The organism is Gracilimonas sp. B-17 (genome assembly GCF_056857935.1).
Window position 1 is genome coordinate 1,111,333 of the sequence record NZ_JBSXOA010000012.1, and the last position, 25,725, is coordinate 1,137,057.

Genomic DNA, 25,725 nt, shown 5'->3' on the forward strand with positions numbered 1-25,725 from the left:
GCTAAAAAGTATATTTTATACCTAACGAATGCGCTGTTCCAAATCCGGTTTCAAAAGGAAGAAATGAATAATTGAAATTCAGGTTACCTGTAAATAACGAAACCCCAAAAGAAAAGGGGCGGGCTGTTTCTCCGGTTCTATATCCCGAGTTTAGCTCAATGGTCTCCGAAACGGTCATTGATAATGCAACGTTGAAGTGATCATCAGTAAATTCATTCGAACTCCCGGCAGTAATATTAACTGAAGAGAGTGGATGAACATAGTCTGCTGCAATAGAAATGTCTATTGGCAGTGATTCATTTTTAGGTAAAGTAAAGCTAATCACATCACCGGAAGCCCCAAATTTAAAATGTCCGGGAATATTTGTTGCTTCTGCGTTTAGTTTCTCCATTTCACCCAGGTTATTGAAAGAAAGTCCCAGGTTTAGGCGATTATTAATGACAGATGTTGCTAACCCCAGGTTAAAAGCGTAACCGTTAGCTGTGTAAGTGAATACTTCTTCTCTAAGATATTGAGCAGATGCGCCCATGGAGATATTCCGGATCCTGTACGCGTAAGCAGTGGACAGAGAGAGATATTGTACCGAAAAATTACCGTTACTGGGTCCGGGACGGTTATATTGTTCGTAATCATCTGCTCCTGAATTATAGAAAGAAAATGCGAGGGCGCTGTTATCTCTTAAAATATTGAGACCCCCAAATACATTCTTAATATTTGCCACCCAGAATGTGTAGGACAGATCAAGGGAAGAGGTGCCATTAAGTACAAGTAAGGCTGGATTACTATAAATAGAATTGGAACCATCAGGTATGGATGTAGTTGCCCCTGCTTTAGACAGTGCATATGAGGAGGGGCTGATGGTTAACCATTCCATACCTCCATTTTGAGCTCTTAAATCCTGGGGGAATCCAACAAATATTAGCAAAAACAAGCTTAATATCCTCATATTTTCAGCCTCAAAGTAAACATGTGTATATTTGAAATGCGATATGGTTCTTTAACAAAAGCATAATCAATGGTTGGCTGGAGGTAGTCAAAAGGTAAATGGATTGAAAATCCTGCACTTAGATTCCAGCTATCTGCATTTTCAAATGAGGGCAAACCCCATCCACCAAGAATGGAAAATCTTTCATGCAGAACAATTGAGGTCCCTATTCTTAGTTGAGAAAGGGTAGATGTCACTTCTTCAGTTATTGCTTCGTAGGTAGGTTTACCTTCAATAAGTATGATCTGATCTGTTATATAATCTGTTTTACTGATCACATACTCATACTCAGCTGAAACAGTCCATTTTGAAGCCTCATATGATGAACCTAAAGTCAATCGTGTCGGAAATTCATCAAGCGTATTTTGAGCCTGATCCAGACCGTATAAACTTTGAGAGTTCCATTTATATCCTGCAAACAGATCTTTTATGGTAAAGGCAAAATTAAGATCTGATTTGGTTTTAAGAAGCATTCCAAGGTCAATACCGAAACTTGTAGCTTTATTTAACTCTGGGTGATAATCAGCAAGGCTGAATTTCAATCCAATGCCACCATAAACTATTTCACTTAACCTGATTCCAAAGTCAGCTCTGAGTTGGAGATCCGCGGCATCAAAACGCCCCGTGGGATAACCACTTATACTTCTACCGTCAATATCTTGTATTCCAGAATGGATTATCATGATTGACATTCCTGCACTTGGTGGTAACTGAAAATGAACACCGGCTGTTTGTAAATAGCGATCGAACTCAAGAGATGCAATGGATAGATCAGTTTGTCTAAAATCTGTTTTGGAGGCAGCTAAAGCGGGATTATAGAATGAATAAATTCCTTGCGAAGTGACAGCCGACATGGAATTTCCCATTGCCATTCCTTTGGCACTATATCCCATATGGAATGCCCCACCAGCGAATCCTCCATCCTGCGCATGTAAAATGATAGGGGTGAAGAGCAGTATGAAGAGGTTGATCCACAACTTGAAAGTGGATTGATATGTGGTGTGAGATCTTATCATCCGGCCAGGAGTATTTTTCCTGTGATCTGTTTATCACCTGATTGTATTACGTAAATGTATGGTCCATTTGGAAGAGATCTTCCAAGTGAATCTTTTCCATCCCAAATAGCTTCATATGTGCCCGGATCTAACATTGAACCACCAATTTCTTTTATCAAATTCATGGAGGTATCAAAAATCCTGACCTTTATATTCACTGATTCTGCTATATCAAATTTTATTCTAACGACATCATGTATACGTGGTGAAAATGGGTTTGGATAAGCATATGAGTTCACATGACCTGTGTTAGGCTGATAAACATTACCTCCGTTTAGTGGGAAATCAACTCGGGTAATTTCCCAATTTTGCCCATAATCATCTGATGAAGCAAGACCATCTTCTGTTCCTATCCATATTCTGTTTGTTGTTGAGGCCACAGAATAAAACAGTGCGCTATTTTTTATGAAGGTATTGGGACTTTGTATTTGTGGTGATCTGATCCATGAATTGCCACTATCTTTGGATATAAATAGACCATTATCACCTGCTGCGAAAACATAGTTATCTTTAAAACCAATGTCGTTGATGCGTTCTCCAATTAGGGGCTGTACAAATGTATTACCGCCATCATCTGTAAAAACCAGTCCCTGATCTTCCTGTGGATCTGCAACCCAATTTGTCATCCATATCCTTCCGGAATTAAAATCCTCTCGTATTCGAATGACCCAGTTTCCAAGCAGACCATCAGATAGATCGCTAAACCTTATGTGCTTCCAACTGATACTGTCGACAGGGGCGGTCAAGGCGTTAGTTGATATATTTAATCCACCAGCACTTCCAAACCAAACCTGTCCTTTGGAATCAATCAGCAGCCCAAATCCAAGAAGGTTATTATCAAATCTTGGATCATAGCGGTTAATTTCCTGCCCATTTACCCTTGAAGTCCAGTAATAGGTGTTTGTAGGTAACAATTCTTCAGTTGTATATGGGGGAAGAATGACCCTTTGCCAGGTTTCTCCGAAATCCACACTTCTCAATAGGCCGGATGCCCATGACGCAGCAAATATAACGTCACCTTTGTGAGCAATTGAATATGGTGGTGATTGCTCCCTTACAGTATTCCTGACTCTATTGTAGGTTCTACCACCGTATGTAAAAGTGATGTCACAATCTGGATCATAAGCTTCTGAGTTTTGATCACATTCAGAAGTGGGGAGAGGATCAGTCGGAAACGTTTCAAATCGCCAGTTATCACCTCCATCTGTACTAATGTAAAAACCATAACCTGATGGTACCGAGCCGGAAGCTGTATTTGATGAAAACCCCAAACCGGCAATAACCGTGTCCTGACCAAGTGATAATGAAAAGACTCTGCCAATCCCATTATTAACGCTGTCAGCATTTGGTGAGTTAAACCAACCAGCTTCATTTGCAATGTTTCTGTTGAGTGCCGGACTGATCCATAAAGTATCCCCAAAAGCAGCTATTGTGCTCACACCGTTTTGTCGAATACTGTTAAAGTTATCTTTATTTGGATCCTGAGGCCCATAAATTTGTGCACTGCCGATCAAGGGCAGCAGGACAAACAGAGATATGAATGGAAGTTTCCTGATCATTCGATTAATGAGAAGCTTGTTTTGACTGTATCACTACTAAGACCGCCCCTGTCTGTAGCAAAGTAATGAATATCGTAGGTATCAGGTTGGTTGTCAGAACTTACAGGGAATGTTAGGGTAAACACAGAGTCACTAGCTACCTGATCACCTAAAGATTGCCCGTCATCATATAATTCAAATGGGGAACCTGATGCTTCTCCGGTAGTTCTGCTGATCAATCTTAAAAAGACACCCTGAATGTTATTTTGACCATCTTCATCAATTACTTTGGCCGTAAATCGGATATTCTCAGTTTCTGATTGAGGAATGACATATTCAGTCGGGTTATCAACTTCAATGATCTGAGGTGCGGAGTTTGAGATCCCTTTGATCTTCAGGACACTCTGAGCATAATTGCCATTACCTTTTTTATCTGTTGCAGTAACTACTACTAAAAAATTACTGAATGTTGAAGTCGAGACTTCTATTATAATGTTTTTATCAAAATTTCCGTTTAGTGGAGAAATTGAGGTTAAATTCAAATTACCTTCCTCAACTTGCACATTGTTTTGAATATCAGTTACTGAAAATACTAGGCGGGTATCCTCAGTAATTTTTTTGACCTGCCCCGATATATTAACATTTATCGTTGTATCAATGATTTCAGTTGTGAGGTTATCAAAATTGATATCTTCTGGAGAAATACTAAACTCTGTAATGAAGGGAAGGTCATTGCTAATATTATTGTCAAAACTTGTTTCACAGCTTATGAAAATAATTAAGCATAGAATAAGGCTGCCCAGAAAATTTTTAATCAAATCCATGTAATAAATAAGTGAGTTCTCTTTAATGTTAAGCAATGAAAAAACCTAAGTCCACTTTATCATAAAATGAAACAAAACTGAATTCTGTATTGCATAAACCTGATCAGCCCTTTATATTCGGTGCGTTATGAAAAACCGAATTGCAGAATTACATAATTGGTGGTGGCCTGTTGTTGAATATAACAGTGGGACTGCTATGTAATTGAGTAATTGAGTAAAGAACTTTAAGAAACCCGCTGTTCATTCGAATGGCGGGTTTTTTTGTTTTAAGACGTGGGCTTAGGGGGTTGATATTCGTGTATTGACCCGCATTAACTAATTCCCTAAATGAATTATTAGATGAATAAAGATCAGTTTTTAGAGCTTAGTAAAGAGTATACGGCGATTCCTGTTTACAGAAGATTATTAGCTGATGTTCTCACACCGGTATCACTTTTTATGAATATTAGGGAGGGAGCAGAATTTCCTTTTTTATTGGAGTCTGTAGAAGGAGGGGAACAGCTGGCACGTTACTCTTTTATTGGAAGGAATCCGTATCAGATCCTGAAATTTGATGGAAATGAAACCACGCTTGCTAAAAATGATGAATTCCAAAAAGTAACTAAGTCTTATTTCGAGTTACTGAAAGAACTCACAACAGCCTATTCTGAACCAACGCTACCTGAATTACCAAGGCTAAAAGGTGGGGCTGTAGGTTTTTCTGCTTATGATACATTTAGACAGGTTGAAGATCTCCCTAATGTACCCAATGATGACCTAAACCTTCCAGAAGCTATCTGGGCATTTTATGATGAAGTCTTCGCTTTCGACCATGTGAAACATCAGGTTATTCTGATTAAAACGGTATTTGTGGAAGAGGTAGATGATCTGGAGGAAGGTTTTAATAATGCGCAACTCAGCCTTGATAAAATGGAAGAGGCAGCACTTAGTTCAAATTATGATAATCGCCCGTTCAGTATCGATACAGACTCACTGTCCAGCAATATGAAACAGGATTACTTCGAGCAGATCGTAAATATAGGAAAGGAGTATATATATGAAGGCGATATATTTCAGGTTGTTCTATCTCAACGTTTTGAAGCTGATATGAGCGGGGATCCGTTTATGTTATACAGAGCACTCAGAATGGTAAATCCCTCTCCATATCTGTTCTACTTGGATTTTGAGGATTTTCAATTGGTTGGCTCATCACCGGAAGTTTTAGTCCGGGTTCAGGAAGGGGAAACCAGAGTGCTTCCCATCGCTGGAACTCGACCCAGGGGAAGAACACATGAAGAAGACATCGCTTTTGAGAATGACTTGAAGAATGATCCTAAAGAAATTGCTGAACATATCATGTTGGTCGATCTTGGTAGAAATGACCTTTCCCGGGTATGTAAGCCGGGCTCAGTGAAAATGGAGCGAAATCAGGTCATAGAGCGTTACTCTCACGTGATGCACATTGTAAGTGATGTGGTGGGTGATTTGCAAGACGATCAAACCTCAGTTGATGCGCTCATGCAGTGCTTCCCGGCAGGCACAGTGAGCGGAGCGCCTAAAATTAGGGCCATGCAGATCATTGATGAGTTAGAACCAATCAAACGTGGTGTTTATGCCGGAGCTGTCGGTTATTTCGATTTTTCAGGTAATATGGATACCTGTATCGCCATCAGAACAATGGTTGTAACCGGTAACAAAGCGTATATTCAGGCCGGTGCCGGAATAGTCGCTGATAGTGATCCAAAGAAAGAATTTGAAGAAACTCAAAATAAAGCTGGAGCCCTTATTCAGGCCCTCAGTGTAGCTCTAGATATTCAATAAATATTATTTAAATAAGATCAATGAGTAAGAAAAAAACAATTTTGTCAGGTATTCAGCCTTCAGGTAAACTGCATATTGGTAACTATTTCGGAGCGATCCGGCAGCATATTGCCATGCAGGAGGAAGGGGAGGCCTTTTTCTTTATAGCAAATTATCATTCACTCACATCTTTGAATGATGGCAAGCAACTCTATCAAAATACGATAGATGTAACACTCGACTATTTAGCATTGGGCCTGGACCCAAATAAAGCAACTTTTTTTGCCCAGTCTGATGTACCTCAGGTAACAGAACTGGCCTGGATACTTGGAACTTTGGCCCCGGTTTCTATGATGGAAAAGGGAGTTTCGTATAAGGATAAGATCGCAGCAGGACTTAATCCGAATATCGGTCTTTTCACTTATCCTATACTTCAGGCTGCCGATATTTTGATATACCATTCTGATATTGTACCAGTTGGCGAAGATCAAAAACAAAATATCGAGATCACCCGTGACCTGGCCGGGAAATTCAATCATACTTACGACGGAGAGTTCCTCAAGCTTCCCGAAGAACATATTGTTAAATCAGTTGCGGTTGTCCCCGGTATTGACGGGCGAAAAATGAGCAAAAGTTATGATAACACCATCAATATATTTGCCGAAGGCAAAGCCTTAAAGAAACGGGTGATGTCTATACAGACGGATTCAACAGCGCTGGAAGATCCCAAAGACCCTGATAATGATAATGTATTTGCTCTTATAAAGTTGTTCGCCGACAAGGAAACTCAGGATGAGATCGCTGATAAGTATCGTTCCGGAGGCTATGGATATGGTCATGCCAAAAAGGAACTCCTGGGGATGATAGTAGATCATTTTGAAGAAGCACGAGAAAGGCGAAAAGAACTGGAGACCGATCTTGATTATGTTCATGATGTATTGCGACAGGGCAGTAAAAGAGCCCGTGAACGCGCTGAGGAAGTCATGAAACCTATAAGAGAGGTAACCGGAATTGTACGGCACTTTTAATGATTGAATAACCCCCAGACCATATAATCTGAATATTTTTTAATTAAACCCCTGTGATCTTAATAATCGATAATTACGACTCTTTTACTTACAACCTCGTTCACCTTGTTGCAGCAGAAACGGAAAACTATAAAGTGATTCGCAATGATGCTATGACCCTTGATGAAGTTCGTGATTTGAATCCCTCTAAGATAATGATATCACCTGGTCCCGGTCGGCCACATGAGGCAGGAATCACTGAAGAGATCATCCGTAAACTGGGAAAAGACATTCCTGTACTAGGTGTTTGCTTGGGGCATCAGGCAATTGGTGAAGTCTTTGGTGCTAAAGTTATTCATGCTCCTAAGTTAATGCATGGCAAGGTATCTAAGGTGTCACATGATGATCAATTTATATTTTCCGGTGTAGATAAAGATTTTATTGCAACACGTTATCATTCTCTGATCCTGGATTCCGATTCTATACCGGATACCCTTCAGATCACAGCTTACTCCGATGACGGAGTAATACAGGGTATACGACATAAAGAATTCCCTATTCAGGGAATTCAATTCCATCCAGAAAGCATTCTTACAACAGAAGGACCAAAAATTATTTCAAACTGGCTAAATCAATAATGGATTTTAAATCTATACTAAACAAATTATCATTTTCAGAAGACCTGACACAAGTTGAAGCGGAGACCGCGATGAATCTTATCATGTCAGGTGAGGTTTCAGAGCCAAAAATTGCTTCATTTCTTACTGCAATGCGACTTAAAGGAGAATCAGTAGAAGAACTTACTGCCTTTGTTAAAGTAATGCGCTCAAAGGCTGTCAAGGTAAATGTGGATGTTACCGGAGCCATAGACCTGGTTGGTACAGGGGGGGATCAGTCCGGTACTTTTAATATCTCAACTGCTGCCTCGTTTATCACCGCTGCGGCAGGTGTACCTGTTATCAAGCACGGAAATAGAAGTGCCTCAAGTAAATGTGGCAGTGCTGATGTATTGGAGCATTTGGGAGCCTCTATCGAACTTGGTAAGGATCAGGTAGAGCATGTATTCAACGAAGTTGGAATGGCTTTTATGTTTGCCCCAATGTTTCATCCTGCAATGAAATACGTCATGCCTTCAAGACGAGAGATCGGGTTCCGTACATTTTTCAATATTTTGGGACCTATGGTCAATCCTGCCGGAGTACAAAGATACGTTATTGGTGCATTCAGTAAAGATGTTGCAGAAAAAATGGTTCATATCCTGGCTAATCTTGAAACTGATTTTGCCTATACATTCAATGCACACGATGGTCTTGATGAAGTAAGCCTAACCTCACAATCTGAGATCTTCGAACTTAAGGATAAGGTGGTTTCAACTTCAATAATATTCGATCCTGAATCTATTGGGTTTAAGAAGGTAGAAATGAAACAGCTGATGGGTGGAGGAAAGGAAGAAAACGCAAAGATCCTTACTAATATCATAGCAAATAAAGCTACTGACGCCCAGAAAAATATTGCTATTTTAAACGCTGCATTTGCGATTCAGGCTTCCGGAAAGGTTGAAAAACTTGAAGAAGCCAAATTGATGGCTGAAAATGCATTGGAATCCGGGAAAGCACGTAAATTATTTAATGATTTTGTAGATGTAACTAACGACGCTATGGGAACCTTTAAATTCTAATTTAATTGTTACAGACAGATCTAAGCGACCACCAAACCATTTTTATAATTTTAGATAACATCAATGAGTAACATTTTAGATCGCATAATTGATAAAACAGCAGAGGATATTTCTAAACGTAAGAAAAACGTTTCCTTTTCTGATTTTGATTCATTTGAAGGTTTTGAAAAAGAACGCAGGTCATTCAGGCGATCACTTAGAAAGACCGATTCGGTATCGATCATTGCTGAAGTAAAAAAAGCCTCTCCTTCACAAGGTATCATACGTACTGATTTCGATCCTGTTGATATAGCTCTTAGATATGAAGATGGAGGAGCATCAGCTATCTCAGTACTAACAGATGAGCCATTTTTTAAGGGTGATCTGAAATACCTTGATGCTATATCAAAACGTGTATCATTACCGCTTTTACGCAAAGACTTCATAATCGACCCATATCAGATCAAAGAAGCAAGAGCATATGGAGCTGATGCAGTATTGATCATAGTTGCTATTACAGAGGGAGAACAACTTTTTGAATTGCAACATGCAGCTAAGGAGTATGGATTGGATGCTTTAGTAGAGTGCTATGATCAGAATGATTTTGACCGCTTGGATTTTGAGCAAACCAAAATTTTGGGTGTCAATAACCGTGATCTTAAAACCTTTGAAGTGGATGTCCATCGCGGAATTTCTATTTTACAACAATCCCCTGATGAGACGTTGCTTGTATCTGAAAGTGGGTTATCAAGTGGTAAAGACCTCGCCTTGCTGAAAAATAACGGTATTCATTCTGCATTGATAGGTGAGTATTTTATGCGAGAGACAGATCCGGGGCAAGCAGTCAAAGATCTGATTGAGAAAACTGAAGAAGAATTTGAACGTTTACTGAATAAATGAAACAGAAAACCGATAGAACGAAGATCAAAATTTGTGGAATAACCAATCTTGAAGATGCCCGATTTGCTTCCGGAGCCTTAGTAGATTATCTCGGATTTATCTTTTATGAAAAATCACCAAGATATATCGAACCTGCAGAGGCCGGGGCAATAATCAATTGGCTCGAAGGGCCTGAAAAGGTTGGTGTATTTGTCAATCAACCTCTGGATGATGTCAATCGTACCGCAAGACAGACCGGATTGGATTATGTTCAATTACATGGGGATGAAACACCGGAATACTGTTCATTAGTGGAAAAACCGGTTATTAAAGTCATTCACATTGAAGAAGAATCAGTAGACTATTTGTTAAAGCATCAAATTGAGCAATATTCTGATGTCGCTGATTTTCTTTTATTCGATACCAAGATCGATGGTCTTTGGGGCGGCACAGGAAAACCTTTTGATTGGTCTATGATAACCGATCTGGAAATAAATATGCCATTTTTCCTTTCAGGAGGGTTAAATACCGAAAATATCAGAGAAGCGATTCAAACGGTTCAACCCTATGCAGTTGATGTTTCCAGCAGCCTGGAGCAGAAACCCGGTCTCAAGGATTTTGAAAAGATCGAAGTATTTATGAATGAGATCACAGAATTAAAAGAAAATTAAAATTTAATGACATACTGAGTGATCATGAAGTTCCTTCGACATATCACTTAGTATGACACACGTACTTTACTACTATGAGCACACAGATCAAAAAGAAGACATATAAATTTCCGGACGAAAAAGGATACTATGGACAGTTTGGCGGTAAATTTGTTCCTGAGATTCTGATTCCTGCAATTCAGGAATTGGAAGCTGAATTCAATAAGGCTAAAGAAGATCCGACATTCAACCAGGAATTAGCAAAATTACTTGATGAGTATGTTGGAAGGCCAACTAAACTTACTTTTGCCAATAGACTCACCAAACATTATAAGAAAGCCAAGATATACTTGAAGCGTGAAGATCTTTGCCATACCGGTGCTCATAAGATCAATAATGCCATAGGGCAGGTTTTATTGGCGCGAAGAATGGGTAAAAAAAGGATCATAGCTGAAACCGGTGCCGGACAACATGGAGTGGCTACTGCTACTGCTTGTGCCAAATTTGGCCTTGAATGTATTGTCTATATGGGGGAAGAGGATATGGTTCGTCAAAAACTTAATGTTGACCGGATGAGATTATTAGGGGCTGAAGTACGATCTGTTACAAGTGGATCGAAAACATTAAAGGATGCCACTAATGAAGCAATACGGGACTGGGTGACCAATGTAGATAACACCTTTTATATAATTGGATCAGTTGTTGGGCCACATCCATATCCTATGATGGTAAGGCATTTTCATGAGGTTATTGGTATGGAAACCAAAGACCAGATCAATAAGATCGAAGGTCGTAATCCAGATTATCTGATCGCCTGTGTTGGAGGAGGTTCCAATGCCATTGGATTTTACTATCCGTTTATAAATGATGAAAAAATAGAGATCATAGGTATAGAAGCAGCTGGTTTTGGAGTAGACTCCGGAAAGACAGCTGCAACTATGAGTAAAGGAACCCCGGGAATACTTCATGGTTCCCTTAGTTATTTACTTCAGTCAGATGAAGGCCAGATCGAATTAGCTCATTCCATCAGTGCAGGTTTGGATTATCCGGGCGTAGGACCTGAACATGCACATCTTAAAGATCTAGGCAGGGTCAACTATTATGCAGTCACTGACACAGAGGCTATGGATGCAGTCAAGTTACTTTCAAAAACTGAAGGAATCATACCTGCCCTTGAAACAGCTCATGCTTTTGCATGGCTTGAAAAGCTAATGCCAAACACTTCTGAAGATGAAATTGTGATTCTGAATCTTTCAGGAAGAGGGGATAAGGATATGGGTACCATTTCAGATTATATTCGGGAAAATGAATAAATGACCTAATTTCTATAAACAATTGGCTATAAAGGAATCATTACCAGCAGATATTAATAAACAATTTTAAATGAACCGAATTCAAAGCGCATTCAGGAAAAAAGGAAAAGATGAAAAGCTGATGAGTCTTTTCATTACAGCAGGATATCCAGATATTGCATCAACTGTGGACCTTATTTTAGGATTTGAGAAACACGGAGCGGATATCATAGAGTTGGGGATGCCATTCAGCGATCCCCTCGCAGATGGTCCAACTATTCAATATTCAAGTGATGTAGCCATAAGAAATGGCATCACCATGAATAAGATCTTTGAAATAGTTCAAGAGGCTAGAAAACAGTCTGAAATACCCATAATCCTAATGGGTTATATGAATCCGGTCTTGCGGTATGGTGTTGATGTATTCTGCCAAAAGGCCGCAGAAGCCGGTGTGGATGGCCTTATAATTCCTGATATTCCATTGGAGGAAGATGGGATCATAAAAGATCATGCGAAAAACTATGGATTGGATGTCATTCACCTGGTAACACCGAACACTTCCGATGAACGCATGAAAATGGCCGATGATAACTCTCAGGGATTTGTATATTGTGTATCTGTTACTGGTGTTACCGGTGCGCGAGATGGTGGTGAGGTATCCCGGTCAGTAGATCGGTTCATAAACAGGGTCCGCAATAATATTAGCCAAAATCCTGTCATGGTTGGGTTTGGGATCAAATCTTTTGAAGATGCTCAAAATATCGCATTAAATGCCGATGGATTTATTGTTGGAAGTGCCTTAATTGACAATATCAAAACACATTACCCGAAAGAAGGCTGGCAATCTGAATTGTTCTCCTTCGTTCATTCACTGAAATTTGGAAATTAATATCTTTTTATGATGAGATTTTTACTGATTAGTTTAACCACAGTTTTGGGGATTATGACCATTTCATGCGATGGTGATTACAGACCCCTTGCAGAGGGGAATACCCGTGAGGTTGTGGTTGTAATGGATTCAACTAAATGGGAAAGTGAAACTGCCGAGGCTATTCGCGATGTCTTCGGGCAATGGGTACTTACCGTGCCTAATGGTGAACCTTTTTATGATCTTCAATTCACACAGATCAGGTCACAGGATCAGCTTGAACGTTTGAAAAAACAAAAAAATCTGATATTTGCAGCACCTATTGAAGAAGATTCCAATGTTGGACGACAAGTTCGCGGATTGTTGGATGAAAATATTGAGAATCGCGTCCGTCAGGACGAAAGTTTTGCATTTCCGGTTCAAGATCAGTGGTACAGGGATCAATATGTACTAATTCTCACATCAACCTCTGATTCATCACTGGCTCAAAAGATCCGTAACACTGAAAACTCGTTACTTTCAAATATGCTGGATAAGGAGCTCAAACGTTGGGAGTATTTTGTGTATGAGAAAAAGGAAGTAACTGAATATTCCGATTCATTATGGCAGAACAGGGGCTTTAAAGTTCGTTTTCAGCACGATTATATCAAAAATATTGATACGTTGAATTTTATAAGTTATCGCAGAGCTCTGCCTCAGAATGATCGCTGGATGTGGATCTGGTACCAGAATGATGTCGAAGATATTTCTTTTTTGGATAGAGACTGGATCATATCAACCAGAGATTCTCTTCAAAAGGAATATATCAAAGGAGCCAGAGATTCCATGTATGTGCAAACCTTTGAACGGCCTGACCTTAACAGACCTGTAGAATCAGAATCATTTCAGAAAGGCCGATTACTGGCCTATGAAACAAGAGGAACCTGGCATATGGTTAATGGCTTAATGGGTGGACCTTTTGTGAATTTCACATACTATGATCCTGATACAAACCGGTTATTTATGGTTGATTACAATCAGTTTGCACCGGGAGTCCGTAAAAAACTTCCATTTGTACGTCAATTCAGAGCTATGGGAAGAACTTTTGAGTCAGATTCATCATGGACATCTGAACAAAAGGATCTCACTAGCTAAGTTAACTCTGATAATATAAGACTTAAGAAGATTGAGTTATCACAAAGGAATAAGATCCACGTTTGACCAGGCTGCAGAATCATACGATAAAAATGCTGAGATACAACAGAAAGTGGCTGATGGGCTCATTGCTTCATTGATACCATGGAAAGAAGCCATACCGCCCGAACCAATACTTGAGGTCGGATGTGGAACCGGATTTGTTACAAAAAAACTTATCGATCTATTCCCTGAAAGAAAGATCATAGTTACTGATCTGTCAGAAAAGATGCTTAATAAATGTGAGAATAATTTGATCAAATCCGAATGTAAGCTCACAAATATTTCCTTTAAGGTTTTAGATGCTGATGACTTGCCATCAAATGAGGAGTCTTTTGGTTTGATCATCAGTGGTTTTACACCTCATTGGTTTAAGGATACTTCATTGGCATTGCAGAATCTATCCGAAAAACTAGTGCCCGGTGGTATTATGCTTTGTTCATTTCCGGGAAACCATTCTTTTCCGGAATGGTATGAAAATTGTCTCGAATTGGGTCTGCCACACACTGCAAACCCATTACCTGATGTAGAGGAAGTGGTTGTTAAAATGTCGATGGGGCCTATGCAGATCGATTATTACGAGAACGACCTGTACAAAGAATTTGAAAGTTCTTTGGATTTCTTTCGGTATCTGAAAATGACAGGAGGATCTTATTCCATGCTGAATAAAACTCTGGGGTATAAAAAATTTAAACTGCTTCTTGATCACTGGGATAATAAAGGAAACCTCAAAGTGAAATGGCATATGGTATATATTGCAGCCAAACGCGAATTTGAGTGAGTCTAATTCCTTTTTTGCTTAAAGAACTCTTTCAATAAGTATTCGGATTCAGATTCCATTATACCTTGGATCACTTCGATCTGATGATTCAATTTCCTATTTTCTACAATATTAAAAACACTTCCACAACCACCTGACTTCGAGTCCTGAGCCCCAAAGACAAGTCTACCTAGTTTACTCCAAACTGCAGCTCCCGCACACATAGGGCAAGGTTCAAGCGTAACATAAAGGGTACAATCACTTAAATATTTTTCAGAGATCGTTTCACATGCTGCTGATATGGCAATCATTTCGGCATGTGCGGTAGGATCATTCAACATTTCAACCTGATTATAACCTTTTCCTATGATCTGACCTTTATAAACGACAATAGCCCCAACTGGAATCTCATCATTTTCATAGGCTTGTTCAGCCAGCATAAAAGCTCTTGCCATGAACTTATGATGTTTTTCCATTAACGGAAGATCTGCAATACTCATATATTTTTGTTTGACTGCATTTATTCTAATTACCTTGGTACGAACTTAATCCAATATTGATGAAAAAAGTAGAGAAAAGTATAAAAGATTACATTTCTGAAACTATACGTACCATACCTGATTTTCCAGAAAAAGGTATTCAATTCAAGGATATCACTACCTTATTACAAGACGCACGTGCACTTGAACTAACGTCATTCATGTTACGTCAACCTTATCGTCATATTGATATTGATTTTGTAGTAGGACTTGAATCCAGGGGGTTTTTATTTGGAACCAATCTGGCTCAGGATTTGAATGCCGGATTTGTACCGGTTCGTAAACCGGGAAAATTACCTTCGAAAACCCTTTCAGAAACTTACGCTTTGGAATATGGAGAAGATAACATAGAGATACACGAAGATGCCATATTTGAAGGAGCCAGTATTTTGATACATGATGATCTTATAGCCACCGGAGGGAGTGCTGCTACAGCAACGAATTTGATCAATAGGATAGGGGGTAAAGTGGTCGGATATTCATTCATAATAGAGCTTTCATTCTTAAATGGAAGGGATAAATTAGCGGATGGTGTGCCTGTTGAAAGTATAATTATAGAATAATGGAACATATCTCATTTTGACTACTACAAGTTACTGAACCGAAAATTTCAGTAATAAAACACAAAATGAGTATGAACAAATTAACTCACGCCTTTCTGGGTTTGCTGATTATAGCAGTTGCATCTGCCTGTAATTCCTTTGTTGTGGAAAATGTAGATTATTCCCAACAATTGGAGTCAGTATTAGTCCCTGATGAAAACGGAAATGTGACCGACGTCAGGCATGGAATTTCCTTTAATGTAAACTCATTCAAAGAACAGGAATTCGGAGCTACAGACTCCACCAAACAGATCAGAGAGATCCGTTTGATTCGAAATGCTGATGGATTTTATTTCATCACTGCAGATCAGTTTACAAATGTATATGTGATGGAACCCGGTAAAGGTTCACTAAAATTAAAGAATAAGATCAATGTATCAGAATCTCCTCTGAAAGATCCTGCATTCAATTTAAGAGACTCAGGTGTACAACTCGTTATGAGAGATACAAACGAGATTGTTGAGATGAATGAAAGAGGAATTCTGGAAAATACTGAGGAGGACCAATCATGAAAAAGGCATTAAAAATTACCGGTACGATATTACTCATAATTTGTACTACAACAGCCATATTTGCTCAATCATCAGATTATGAGATCACAAAAGAATTTGAGAATACGTATAGATCACTGGAAGCTTCAATAAACAATGCTACTACATTAGAAGCTGCTGATAGTCTTAATAAAGAGGTAGTTAATCTCAGGGATGCGTATGCCGACCACCAGGAACTATTGGATCATGCATTGTATCCGAGAACCTTTGAAGACTCCATTCAGGACCTCATTGCTGAAGCAAATGAAACTGAAGAGATCCTAATGATCTTGGAGAATCAGGGTGAGAGACTTACTGCAATGAATAAACAGATCTCTGATTATCAGGCTGAAATTGCTTTTCTCAATAATGAGACTGATTCACTCAAAACTCTGATCGCAAAATCTGAGAAAAGTGAAAAGAACCTGTCACGCTTGGTAGAGCAGTACAGAGAGCGTATTGAGAAAAGAGATGAATTTGTACTCAAGATGATGGATTCACTATTCGTAGCTTATCGTGAACTTGAAATGCAAACAGGAGGCAATAATGAAATCGCCTCAAGTGCCATTGCTATTCAGCAAGGAGATAATCCCTTAGAATTCATTGAAGCAACCATTGAGGAAAATATCCAGGTACTCAAGGCAGGTTCTTCAGAACTAAGCACTGAAGATTTCCTGAAAATGCATACCGTTCAAAAGCGTTTTGCAGATACATGGAATAAAGTTGGAAGTGATCTGAGTCAGGTTTACGGTGGTGAGGAATCACGCCAGTGGAGAAATAAGATCGACACTCAACTTAAAGATTGGAAGGCGAGCACATCCAAAAATATGTGGGATTCCATCAATAATTCACTTGAGCAAAACAACGTGGATATTGGTGCTTTTGACAATAACCAAAGCTTTTATACGGCCATAGAGACCTTTATTAACAGCTCTGTGGATAGCAGTGAGGATAAGCTCATTGCGAATGAGAACCGAGAGGAATTCAAATCCTTTTATAACTTCTGGACAAACAAGGTCAAGAACGAATGGGGTAATTACATCCAGGATGGGGAAGTACTTACCATGAGCCAGATCTCAACTATTGATGCCGAGCTCATCAACTGGAGAGATGAAACTCAACCAACTTCTTTTGTAATTCCAATTTTGCTTGGGCTTAGTCTTTTGACTATTGCAGGACTTATCATCGTTCTTACCAGAAAAGATTGATGAATTAAATAATCCCCCATGATACCCATAGGCCGGACAATTTCATTGTCCGGCTTTTTTTGTTGAAACATATTGTACGTACATTCGAATCAGTTTTACATATTTCTCAAAATACAATCTGATACTGAAGCACCATATGAAGACTATATTAATCATAATTCTATCATTATTTATTTCTGCAGATGCAGCAGCTCAACATGATGATAAAACCAACTCAAAAAATGAAACTGTTCTGATCTTTACGCGACACGCTGAAAAAGAAAAGGGCGATGATACGGACCCATCATTGAATGAAGCCGGCCGTAAAAGAGCCATAAAGCTTATGATTCTATTGAAACAGTATGATAGTATAAATGGGATCTACTCAACCGATTTCAATAGAACCAGAGAAACGGCTCAACCTGTAGAAAAACATTTTGAGTTGCCTGTCACAATCTACAACCCGAAAGAACTAGATAATTTTAAAGATCAGTTATTGGAGCTACATCGGTCTGAAACCGTGCTCATTGTCGGTCATTCAAATACAACACCGCATTTGATCAATTTGGTAATGGGGGAGAAAAGGTTAAAGCAATTTGATGAAAATGACTACAGTAATTTGTACATCATCAAAATTGTAGAAGATGGATCACCAATTCTACAGCATTATATTTATTGATCTGCTCTTAATTTCTTGATAATAATCAGGGCAGGGAATAATATTTTCTCAGGAACCACTCAGCTCCAAGAATTAGTATCAATAACAGAAACCAGTATATGGTTCTTACAGGAAAAATATAATTCTCTATAGTTTTAGAATCCTTTGAAAGTATACCGGCCTGACTCAGCTCATCCCAAAAACCATTCAATTCATCATATACATAGTAGAAACCACCGGAGTTATTTGCAATTGACTTGAGTAGTGCTTCATTGCGATTCGTATCACTAAATTCACTACTGGTATTTGAAACAAGGAATTCACCTTTCTGATTTTCTATCAGTCTCCCAGATTTTCGGGCAGTGGCAGTAAAAGTGTAGAGTCCTTCCGAAAGCCTTGGAAGCTCTAGTTGATAACTGCCTTCACCTTTATTTTCCATATTATAGGTTCTGGAGGATGAATTATTGCCTTCGACCTGAATCTCTATCACGGCATTTGATTCAGGTTCACCACGTTCATTTCTTACAAACCCATTTAGCACAGGATTAACAGAGGTGTTGATGATCCGGTTCTCGGGAATAACCCTAAGTAATCTATCATCCGGATTGTTCGAGGTCCATGATACAAGATTAGTGAACAGATCAATGTAGAATTCTCTTATGGTCGGATCTGTACTTTGTGCCATTTTAAACCAACCCCAGGGCAAAACATGGCCACGCCTGACATTACCTAACTCAAATACTGAAATACCCGGGAGGGTTGTCTCTACACCATTAAAAACAAGATGGAAGAGGACTTCGGCTCGTGGATCATTAATGGAACTTCGCCTAGGACTAAAAAGCGGCGGTAAATCATCAGTATTAATTTCCTGAAGCTCGAGAATTGAGTGCTCAGTTCTGTTTTTACTTTGTTTTAATTGAGTTTGAAAAACAGGGGTAAGATTGGAATTTATCAAACGAATAGAATTCCAATCATTTGCAGAATTTTCCTGCGTATTAGATCTCCCCAGGTCAAGAAATAGGGTGGGTGTATTAGACAGATCATTCAAAAGTGGCAATTGAATATTGGAAGTTGGAACTCCATGTACAATTAACAGGTCAATTTCTCCTTGATCCAGATCCGGTATTTCTTCTACATATCGGTTGTTTCCTGCCCACGTTAACGTATATAAAATATTGTTTCTGTCAGACTCAATTAATCCTCTTAATGCTTTCACGTCAGGATGAATGGTATATGCTACATGCAGGATTCTAACCCGGCTATCTATGACGTCAATTGAAACCAAACCTGAGTTATTATCTTGTGTCCATTCGTCCTGTAACGGTTCAGACCGGACCTCATACTGTTTCAAGCCCGGTTCTTTCAGTGGGATTTCGAATGAAACAGGCTTTATTTGATCATTCGTCTCAAAGGAAACTCTCTGTTCGTTTATAAGTTCATCTCCATTAAATAATTGAACATTTACCGCAGAACCTTCAAAACCGGTTTGGGTAATTTCGGCTTCTATCACATGATTGGTATTGGTATATCCGGTCGTATTTGTTGTTAGGTTGGAAACCGCAATATCACGTACATAGGATGTATCACCTAAACCTATAGTATAAATTGGTATTGATGAGTTAAAAGAATTGACTACAGGATTTCGCCCAAATGTAATTATACCATCTGTTATCAAGATTGCTGCCTTTATATTATCATTCATCTCTAAAATCGATTCCACAGGGCCGGAAATATCCGTCATAGATTCTGTCCCATTCAATGAATCAAAACCGGACGAGTGTACTTGTTCACCAAAAGAATAAATATCAAAATTGACATCTGGGATATTTTCAATATTCAACTCTTCAATAAGTTTTTGGTAAGATTCTAATCCGCTATAATCGTTTTTAGTGATGGTGATGCTTTCTGAATTATCATAGAAAATGGCTATTTCAGGGGATATGTCTACCTGACTAGACGAATAGAAATATGGATTTAAAAGAAGTACGAGTATCAATAGAAAGGCAGAAGAACGTAAGGATATTAGGCCCCACCTTACAGTTTCGGATACATTCTTTAGTTTACTGTACGAGAACCATGCCAGGAGTATCAAACCTATAGCAAGAATAATAGCCAGAATTGAAGGAAGGGAGTTTTGAAAACCATGAAATTCCATTTCAAATCCTCCTCAGGTAACTGTTAACCTTCGTCCAATAGCATATTGATAAGCTTAACTGTCGTAAAACCCTCAGCTTCAGCGGCATAGTTATTAACAATACGATGCCTAAGAACCGGGATAGCTAAAGCTTTGATATCCTCTTCCGTGACATGATACCTTCCTTGCGACAAAGCCCTGGCTTTACCTCCTAAAATGAGATATTGAGAGGCACGGGGGCCGGCACCCCAACTCATGAATTTATTGATATAATCAGGAGCAATGGCTGTATTGGGGCGGGTTTTGGAGACCAATTCAACAGCAAAATCCAAAACGCTATCAGGAACTGGAACTTCTCGCACTAAAGCCTGTAATTGTTGTATCTTTTCTTTCGTCAGCAGTGGCTCTATTTGGATATCCTGATAAGCAGTTGTTTTGCTTACGATCTCTTTTTCTTCTTCTAACGAAGGGTAATCCACCCAAATATTGAACATGAAACGGTCAAGCTGTGCCTCAGGAAGAGGGTAGGTGCCTTCCTGCTCAATAGGGTTTTGAGTAGCCAGTACAAAAAACGGCTGGTCCAGATCATAAGTTTTACCTCCGGTGGTCACGTGATATTCCTGCATACCTTCAAGTAAGGCTGCTTGTGTTTTTGGTGGTGTACGATTGATCTCATCCGCCAAAACTATATTCGCAAACACGGGACCTTTAATAAAAGTAAACTCCTTTCTTCCGGAATCTTTGTTTTCTTCTATGACTTCTGTACCGGTGATATCTCCTGGCATCAAGTCGGGAGTAAACTGAATACGATTAAATGTTAAATTCAATGATTCTGCTAATGTTCTGATAAGCAATGTTTTAGCCAGACCCGGAACACCTACTAAAACACAATGACCTTTGGAAAACAAACTTATGAGCAGGAGATCTATGATATCTTCCTGTCCAATAACTGCTTTATGTATCTCAGCCTTGATCTCATGAAACACCTGATGAAAATCATCAGCCAGTTTCACTGAGTCCTTTACATCTCTGTTCATAGAGAATTCTCCAGATCTACGTTGGTATCAGGCCTGTCAATTTTATACTCTATATAAACATCATTTCGAAGGTCATTTAACCATTGTTGCATAACCCTGTTTTGTTTTTGCTGCAGAGCAATATTTTTTATGCGTTCGTAATCCTGATCAAGATTTGCAATATGTTCAGGTATTTGTTGATCAAGCCTCACAATTCTATATGCCTTACTATTTTTACTCTGTAGTGTGAATGATCGAGGTTCAGATATATAACCTTCTTCATCCATTAACAATACGATACGATACATCGCAGGATCGAGCCTGTTAAGTGGTATAAGTCTTTCTCCGGTTTGAGGATCGAAGATCTTACCGCCGTATGGTTTTGTATTTGGATCTTCACTGAATTTTCGAGCCACGGCAGCAAATTTGACATCATCATTTGTCATGATACTGTCTCGTAAGGAATTCAACCTTTCGATCGCAAATTCCTCATCCAATTGCTCTGAATCAACAGATATTAAAATGTGATTTGTCTCTATTCTGTCACCGACTCTGCGATTCAGTTTAATAATATGAAATCCAAATTGCGTTTCAACAACCTTAGAAATGCCACCGGGTTGAAGGGCAGAGGCTGCTGCAGAATATTCAGAAACCAATTCATCAAGTCCCATCAAAGGTAATGCGCCTCCATTTGTCGCTGAACCTCTGTCATCGCTATGGCGACGTGCAAGCTCTTCAATAGATTTTCCGTGTACCACAATTGAATCACGTAACTGTTGTGCAAAATCAAAAGCTGCTTGCTTGGCATCTTCTTTAGCAGGAGGGACGATGACAATTTGAGATAAAGCAACCTGTTCAGGTATGGTAGGCAATGAATCGGTTGGGATCGCATTAAAAAACTCTTCAACTTCAGGTCGCGTTATGCTGATTGATTGGATCTTTTGTTGCTGAACCCGCTGTGCAACCATTTGTTCTCTGAAATCTTCCTTGAAATCAGCACGAAGCTGTATCAGTGATTTACCAAAAGCCTGCTCCAGGGCACGTTCACTTCCTGCTTGTGATACTAACTGTCGGATTCTTTGATCCATTTGGAGGCTGACCTCATCATCTGTGACCGTAATGGAATCGATCTCAGCTTTTTCGAGCATAACATAATTGTTAATGGCAGATTCAAGGAAACTAAACCATAATTCCTTACTGAATTCTATATTTTGTCCTGAAACACGGGCCTGCCTCATATAATCAGCCACACTTTGATCTATGTCTGATTTCAGAATGATATTATCATTCACATGAGCAACAATACGATCAGCCAGAACTGGTTTTTCCTGAGCTTTAAGGTTTAAATGCGTGAATAGGATGATTAAAAGAAGGGGTAAAAATAAAAGCTTATTCTTCATTAGTTATTTGTCTCAATGAAACGGTATCTGCAAAAGCACTTTTGCTTTCGTCAGTATTGTTATAAATTTTAATTTCGTTATTTGCCTGCGCCTGAAGATAAAGATTCTTTACATATGTGTTGAATGCTCTTTTACGTTTTTCCAACGTCAACCATTCACGTATTTGTTCGATCAACCAATCCAGGTCAGGATGGTCGCCCTCAGGTCGTTCCTCTATTAACTGTACAAAGTGATATTCATTGCCCGATCGATAGATCGGAGAAATTTCGGAAGGCCCTATAACGCGTAAGTAACGGTTCAACATATTTACATCACCACCTGATATCGATATAGGCCAGAATTTTTGCGATTCCCTGATCTTTAGATCCGGATACTTCGAGTACCGCTTTGCAACAGTTTCCCAGTCAGTTCCTCTCATTAACTCACGCTTGGCATTTTGAGCTTCCGAGATAGATTCAGTAATGACATGACGATACTGCACATACTGCTCTTCAAGGGTGAATTTTTCTTTATTTTGCTGATAGTAGTTTCTTGCTTCCAGTTCACTTACGCTTAGGTCATCCTCAAATTCACTGATAATATAATCCTGAACAGCTTGAAGTATAAATTCATCCTGAACACGCTGCATGCGCTCTCTAACATCTCTTCTGTTAGTAAAATTAAGGCGGTTTGCTTCCTGCAAAATAACCTGCCTTCTAACCCAGTCTTCCGTGTATTTTTTTAGAACAATTGAACTATCAGTTTCCATGGCATTTACCGGAATGGAAGCAATAGCTTCAGATCGAGTTAACACCTGATTGCCAACCTCCGCCAATACCACCGTGTCACTGCCGTTCTTAGTCTGGCAACCCTGAAATAGGATCAATGTGCATGTGATGAACAGTAAATATATAGTCTTCATATCTAAAATTATAGCTATTTTAGGCTTGCTCCAAGTTATGATAATTCTCCTTCACTTAATAAGCCTGTTCTAAATACTCAATAAAGCTAATTTCTTATTTAGAAAAGCGGTAACTGATTAATTTGTCAAACGCTTCATCTAATGGTCATATTTCGTTATTAAGAGGATCAATTGAGAAGAATGTTTCAGGATATCGGGTCCTGTGATCAACATCAAAATAACATTCCTGCAAAAGTAGCGGTCATTAGATTTGCAAGAGTACCCGCAAATACGGCTTTAATACCAAATTTTGCCAGGTCCGATTTCCTGCTTGGTGCCAATCCTCCAATACCTCCGATCTGAATGGCAATAGAAGAGAAATTGGCAAAACCACACAAAGCAAACGTTGCCATAGCTATGGTTTTGGGAGAAATATTGGCAGCACTGACTTCTTCGGCAAGCTGTAAATAGGCCACAAATTCATTTAACACGATCTTAGTGCCAAGCATGGATCCCATATTGACGGCATCAGCCCAGGGTACTCCGATCAGCCAGGCAATAGGAGCAAATACCCACCCTAATAACATTTCAATAGTCAATGACTCCCCTAACAAAGAAGTAACTCCAAATAGATCACTTCCCCAGCCTAAAATTCCATTGAACATGGCAAGTAACGCGATGAAGGCCAATAACATAGCGCCAACATTCAAGGCAAGCTTAAGACCAACTCCGGCTCCCGTTGCAGCCGCATCAATACCATTTGCGTCAGTTTTTTCCACGTGCATGGAAACTTCACCCTTGGTAACCGGTTCACCATCTTCAGGAATTAGGATCTTAGCGATCACAAGTGCAGCAGGAGCAGCCATCAAGCTTGCACCCAACAATCGCTCAGCAAATAATTGTTGTGCTACTGCAATTTCCAATCCATTAGCTTCTGCGAAGGGAGTGCCCAACATTGCTACATAAGCTGCCATTACACCACCGGCAATAGTAGCCATACCACCGGTCATAACTACCATAAGCTCAGATTTAGTCATTTTTTCAATAAATGGCTTGATAACCAAAGGAGCTTCTGTCTGGCCCACAAATATATTTGATACTACTGAAAGAGTTTCTGCTCCTGATGTACCTAAGAGTTTCTGTATTCCCTTTGATACCATTTTAACTATAAATTGAAGAATACCATAGTGGTACAAAATAGCAGTCAGTGACGCAAAGAATACAATGGTTGGAAGTACCTGGAAGGCAAAAAAGACGCCTAAACTCTCAGGATGCTCAGGTCCCTGTCCCAGGCGCCCAAATATGAATGAAGCTCCTTCAGTAGTGTAATTCAAGACTACCACAAAGAAACTGGCCACTTTTTGGAAAGCCAGCATTGGCCAGCCAAGAGGAGCCCAGAAAGAAGCAAGAACATCTGCTTTGAGAATAAAAATGGCCAGTAAAAACTGAAACCCAATTCCTATTACTACTAGTTTCCAATTGATATTCTTTTTGTTTTTACTAAAAATGAAAGCAAGCCCAAGCAGAGCTACGATACCAATAATTCCACGAATTATATCCATAAGGGTAGTTTAGGTTAATTCTTTTATTCTTGTTTTTCGGGCTGATTTTCCGGTTTATCAGCGTGAGGGTTTCTAAATGGCTTTATAGGCTTTCCTCTCCGCTTATCATGCGGGGGCCTGAAACAGTGTCTGGCTCTAGGTTCATAAGCATCATACTCCCCAACCAACACCTGACCTTCTTTTTCAACTACTCGCTGTGAATAGTGCGCCATGGTTCCACTTTCTGCACAAACAGCATGTAATTTAGTTACATATTCAGCAATGGCAAGTAAATAGGGCATAGGGCCGAATGGTCTTCCTTCAGAATCCATATCTAAACCGGCTACGATAACCCGTTTCCCATCATTAGCTAGAGTATTTGCAACTTCTACCACACGGTCATCAAAAAATTGAGCCTCATCAATACAAACAACTTTTGCATTACTGGTCAATAATACGATCTGGTCAGCGGTATCTACAAGAATTGAGGGTAATGCAGTTTCATTATGAGAAACCACCTCTTCATCGCTGTATCGTTTATCCAATGATGGTTTAACTACTACAACATGCTGTCCGGCAATATGAGCTCTTTTGGCCCTTCGAATAAGTTCTTCAGTCTTACCGGAAAACATTCCGCCACAGACCACTTCGATCCATCCAACTTCTCGTGGAGCCAATGAAGGTTCGTTGATCATTAAGTTCTAATATCCTGTATTTGATCCTTTTGATTTTTGAGGTTGGAATATATCAGGCGACAGGGAGAAAAGGAAA

25 protein-coding genes are annotated in these 25,725 nt (G+C 39.4%); 14 read left to right on the forward strand and 11 right to left on the reverse strand.

Annotation, left to right across the window (positions count from 1 at the left end; all coding sequences use genetic code 11):
• Position 1: 1 nt before the first annotated feature.
• Genes AC13FX_RS13155 through AC13FX_RS13170 form a run of 4 tightly spaced genes read right to left on the reverse strand, consistent with a single transcriptional unit; the run spans position 2 to position 4,402 of the window.
• Positions 2-946: a PorV/PorQ family protein gene (locus AC13FX_RS13155; RefSeq protein ID WP_482881245.1), complete on the reverse strand. Its 945-nt coding sequence runs from the start codon at positions 944-946 to the stop codon at positions 2-4.
• Positions 943-2,001: a PorV/PorQ family protein gene (locus AC13FX_RS13160; RefSeq protein WP_482881246.1), complete on the reverse strand. Its 1,059-nt coding sequence runs from the start codon at positions 1,999-2,001 to the stop codon at positions 943-945. The genes AC13FX_RS13155 and AC13FX_RS13160 overlap by 4 nt, the downstream gene beginning before the upstream one ends.
• The gene (locus AC13FX_RS13165) at positions 1,998-3,599 is read right to left on the reverse strand and encodes a FlgD immunoglobulin-like domain containing protein (RefSeq protein WP_482881248.1); all 1,602 of its coding nucleotides are present in this window, start codon (positions 3,597-3,599) and stop codon (positions 1,998-2,000) included. The genes AC13FX_RS13160 and AC13FX_RS13165 overlap by 4 nt, the downstream gene beginning before the upstream one ends.
• Positions 3,596-4,402 (reverse strand): hypothetical protein, encoded by an 807-nt coding sequence (locus tag AC13FX_RS13170; RefSeq protein ID WP_482881249.1) that lies wholly within the window; start codon positions 4,400-4,402, stop codon positions 3,596-3,598. Before AC13FX_RS13170 ends, AC13FX_RS13165 begins: the two co-directional genes overlap by 4 nt.
• A 339-nt stretch (positions 4,403-4,741) precedes the next feature.
• Between AC13FX_RS13170 and trpE the strand changes: the two genes are divergently transcribed.
• The 10 genes from trpE to AC13FX_RS13220 all read left to right on the forward strand — a co-directional run bounded on the left by trpE (position 4,742) and on the right by AC13FX_RS13220 (position 14,488).
• Positions 4,742-6,202 carry an anthranilate synthase component I gene (gene trpE / locus AC13FX_RS13175; protein ID WP_482881250.1) on the forward strand — a complete coding sequence of 487 codons (1,461 nt, stop codon included), beginning with the start codon at positions 4,742-4,744 and terminating at the stop codon, positions 6,200-6,202.
• 20 nt (positions 6,203-6,222) lie between these two features.
• A complete protein-coding gene (trpS, locus tag AC13FX_RS13180) occupies positions 6,223-7,209 on the forward strand; it encodes a tryptophan--tRNA ligase (protein WP_482881251.1) in 987 nt (328 codons plus the stop codon).
• Between the two features lie 53 nt (positions 7,210-7,262).
• Positions 7,263-7,826: an anthranilate synthase component II gene (locus AC13FX_RS13185; RefSeq protein ID WP_482881252.1), complete on the forward strand. Its 564-nt coding sequence runs from the start codon at positions 7,263-7,265 to the stop codon at positions 7,824-7,826.
• Complete coding sequence (gene trpD, locus AC13FX_RS13190) at positions 7,826-8,866, forward strand: anthranilate phosphoribosyltransferase (RefSeq protein ID WP_482881253.1); 1,041 nt, start codon at positions 7,826-7,828, stop codon at positions 8,864-8,866. The genes AC13FX_RS13185 and trpD overlap by 1 nt, the downstream gene beginning before the upstream one ends.
• Positions 8,867-8,929: 63 nt before the next feature.
• Positions 8,930-9,745, forward strand: coding sequence for an indole-3-glycerol phosphate synthase TrpC (trpC, locus tag AC13FX_RS13195; RefSeq protein ID WP_482881254.1), 816 nt, complete (start codon positions 8,930-8,932; stop codon positions 9,743-9,745).
• Positions 9,742-10,395: a phosphoribosylanthranilate isomerase gene (locus tag AC13FX_RS13200; protein ID WP_482881255.1), complete on the forward strand. Its 654-nt coding sequence runs from the start codon at positions 9,742-9,744 to the stop codon at positions 10,393-10,395. The genes trpC and AC13FX_RS13200 overlap by 4 nt, the downstream gene beginning before the upstream one ends.
• Positions 10,396-10,469: 74 nt before the next feature.
• Entirely contained in the window at positions 10,470-11,687 is a 1,218-nt protein-coding gene (trpB, locus tag AC13FX_RS13205; protein WP_482881256.1) for a tryptophan synthase subunit beta, read from the forward strand.
• 70 nt (positions 11,688-11,757) lie between these two features.
• Complete coding sequence (gene trpA / locus AC13FX_RS13210; protein WP_482881257.1) at positions 11,758-12,555, forward strand: tryptophan synthase subunit alpha; 798 nt, start codon at positions 11,758-11,760, stop codon at positions 12,553-12,555.
• Positions 12,556-12,609: 54 nt separating this feature from the next.
• Positions 12,610-13,668 (forward strand): DUF4837 family protein, encoded by a 1,059-nt coding sequence (locus AC13FX_RS13215; protein ID WP_482881259.1) that lies wholly within the window; start codon positions 12,610-12,612, stop codon positions 13,666-13,668.
• 31 nt (positions 13,669-13,699) lie between these two features.
• Positions 13,700-14,488 (forward strand): methyltransferase domain-containing protein, encoded by a 789-nt coding sequence (locus AC13FX_RS13220; RefSeq protein WP_482881260.1) that lies wholly within the window; start codon positions 13,700-13,702, stop codon positions 14,486-14,488.
• Positions 14,489-14,490: 2 nt separating this feature from the next.
• On the opposite strand, the gene tadA is transcribed toward AC13FX_RS13220, so the two are convergent.
• Positions 14,491-14,967, reverse strand: coding sequence for a tRNA adenosine(34) deaminase TadA (gene tadA, locus AC13FX_RS13225; protein ID WP_482881262.1), 477 nt, complete (start codon positions 14,965-14,967; stop codon positions 14,491-14,493).
• 59 nt (positions 14,968-15,026) lie between these two features.
• On the opposite strand from tadA, the gene AC13FX_RS13230 reads away from it, so the two are divergent.
• From AC13FX_RS13230 to AC13FX_RS13245, 4 genes are all read left to right on the forward strand, one after another.
• Entirely contained in the window at positions 15,027-15,569 is a 543-nt protein-coding gene (locus tag AC13FX_RS13230; protein ID WP_482881264.1) for an adenine phosphoribosyltransferase, read from the forward strand.
• Between the two features lie 71 nt (positions 15,570-15,640).
• A complete protein-coding gene (locus tag AC13FX_RS13235) occupies positions 15,641-16,120 on the forward strand; it encodes a hypothetical protein (protein WP_482881266.1) in 480 nt (159 codons plus the stop codon).
• Positions 16,117-17,346 (forward strand): hypothetical protein, encoded by a 1,230-nt coding sequence (locus AC13FX_RS13240; RefSeq protein WP_482881268.1) that lies wholly within the window; start codon positions 16,117-16,119, stop codon positions 17,344-17,346. The genes AC13FX_RS13235 and AC13FX_RS13240 overlap by 4 nt, the downstream gene beginning before the upstream one ends.
• A gap of 136 nt (positions 17,347-17,482) precedes the next feature.
• Positions 17,483-18,004, forward strand: coding sequence for a SixA phosphatase family protein (locus AC13FX_RS13245; protein WP_482881270.1), 522 nt, complete (start codon positions 17,483-17,485; stop codon positions 18,002-18,004).
• A 25-nt stretch (positions 18,005-18,029) separates the two neighbouring features.
• Here the strand turns inward: AC13FX_RS13245 and AC13FX_RS13250 are convergent, their stop codons facing one another.
• From AC13FX_RS13250 to AC13FX_RS13275, 6 genes are all read right to left on the reverse strand, one after another.
• Positions 18,030-20,138 carry a hypothetical protein gene (locus AC13FX_RS13250; RefSeq protein ID WP_482881272.1) on the reverse strand — a complete coding sequence of 703 codons (2,109 nt, stop codon included), beginning with the start codon at positions 20,136-20,138 and terminating at the stop codon, positions 18,030-18,032.
• Between the two features lie 23 nt (positions 20,139-20,161).
• Positions 20,162-21,154: an AAA family ATPase gene (locus AC13FX_RS13255; protein ID WP_482881273.1), complete on the reverse strand. Its 993-nt coding sequence runs from the start codon at positions 21,152-21,154 to the stop codon at positions 20,162-20,164.
• Complete coding sequence (locus tag AC13FX_RS13260; protein WP_482881275.1) at positions 21,151-22,533, reverse strand: peptidylprolyl isomerase; 1,383 nt, start codon at positions 22,531-22,533, stop codon at positions 21,151-21,153. Before AC13FX_RS13260 ends, AC13FX_RS13255 begins: the two co-directional genes overlap by 4 nt.
• Positions 22,523-23,434 carry a peptidyl-prolyl cis-trans isomerase gene (locus AC13FX_RS13265; protein ID WP_482881276.1) on the reverse strand — a complete coding sequence of 304 codons (912 nt, stop codon included), beginning with the start codon at positions 23,432-23,434 and terminating at the stop codon, positions 22,523-22,525. Before AC13FX_RS13265 ends, AC13FX_RS13260 begins: the two co-directional genes overlap by 11 nt.
• Before the next feature lie 212 nt (positions 23,435-23,646).
• Complete coding sequence (locus AC13FX_RS13270; protein ID WP_482881277.1) at positions 23,647-24,975, reverse strand: NupC/NupG family nucleoside CNT transporter; 1,329 nt, start codon at positions 24,973-24,975, stop codon at positions 23,647-23,649.
• A 23-nt stretch (positions 24,976-24,998) separates the two neighbouring features.
• Positions 24,999-25,649 carry a thymidine kinase gene (locus AC13FX_RS13275; protein WP_482881279.1) on the reverse strand — a complete coding sequence of 217 codons (651 nt, stop codon included), beginning with the start codon at positions 25,647-25,649 and terminating at the stop codon, positions 24,999-25,001.
• Positions 25,650-25,725 lie beyond the last annotated feature (76 nt).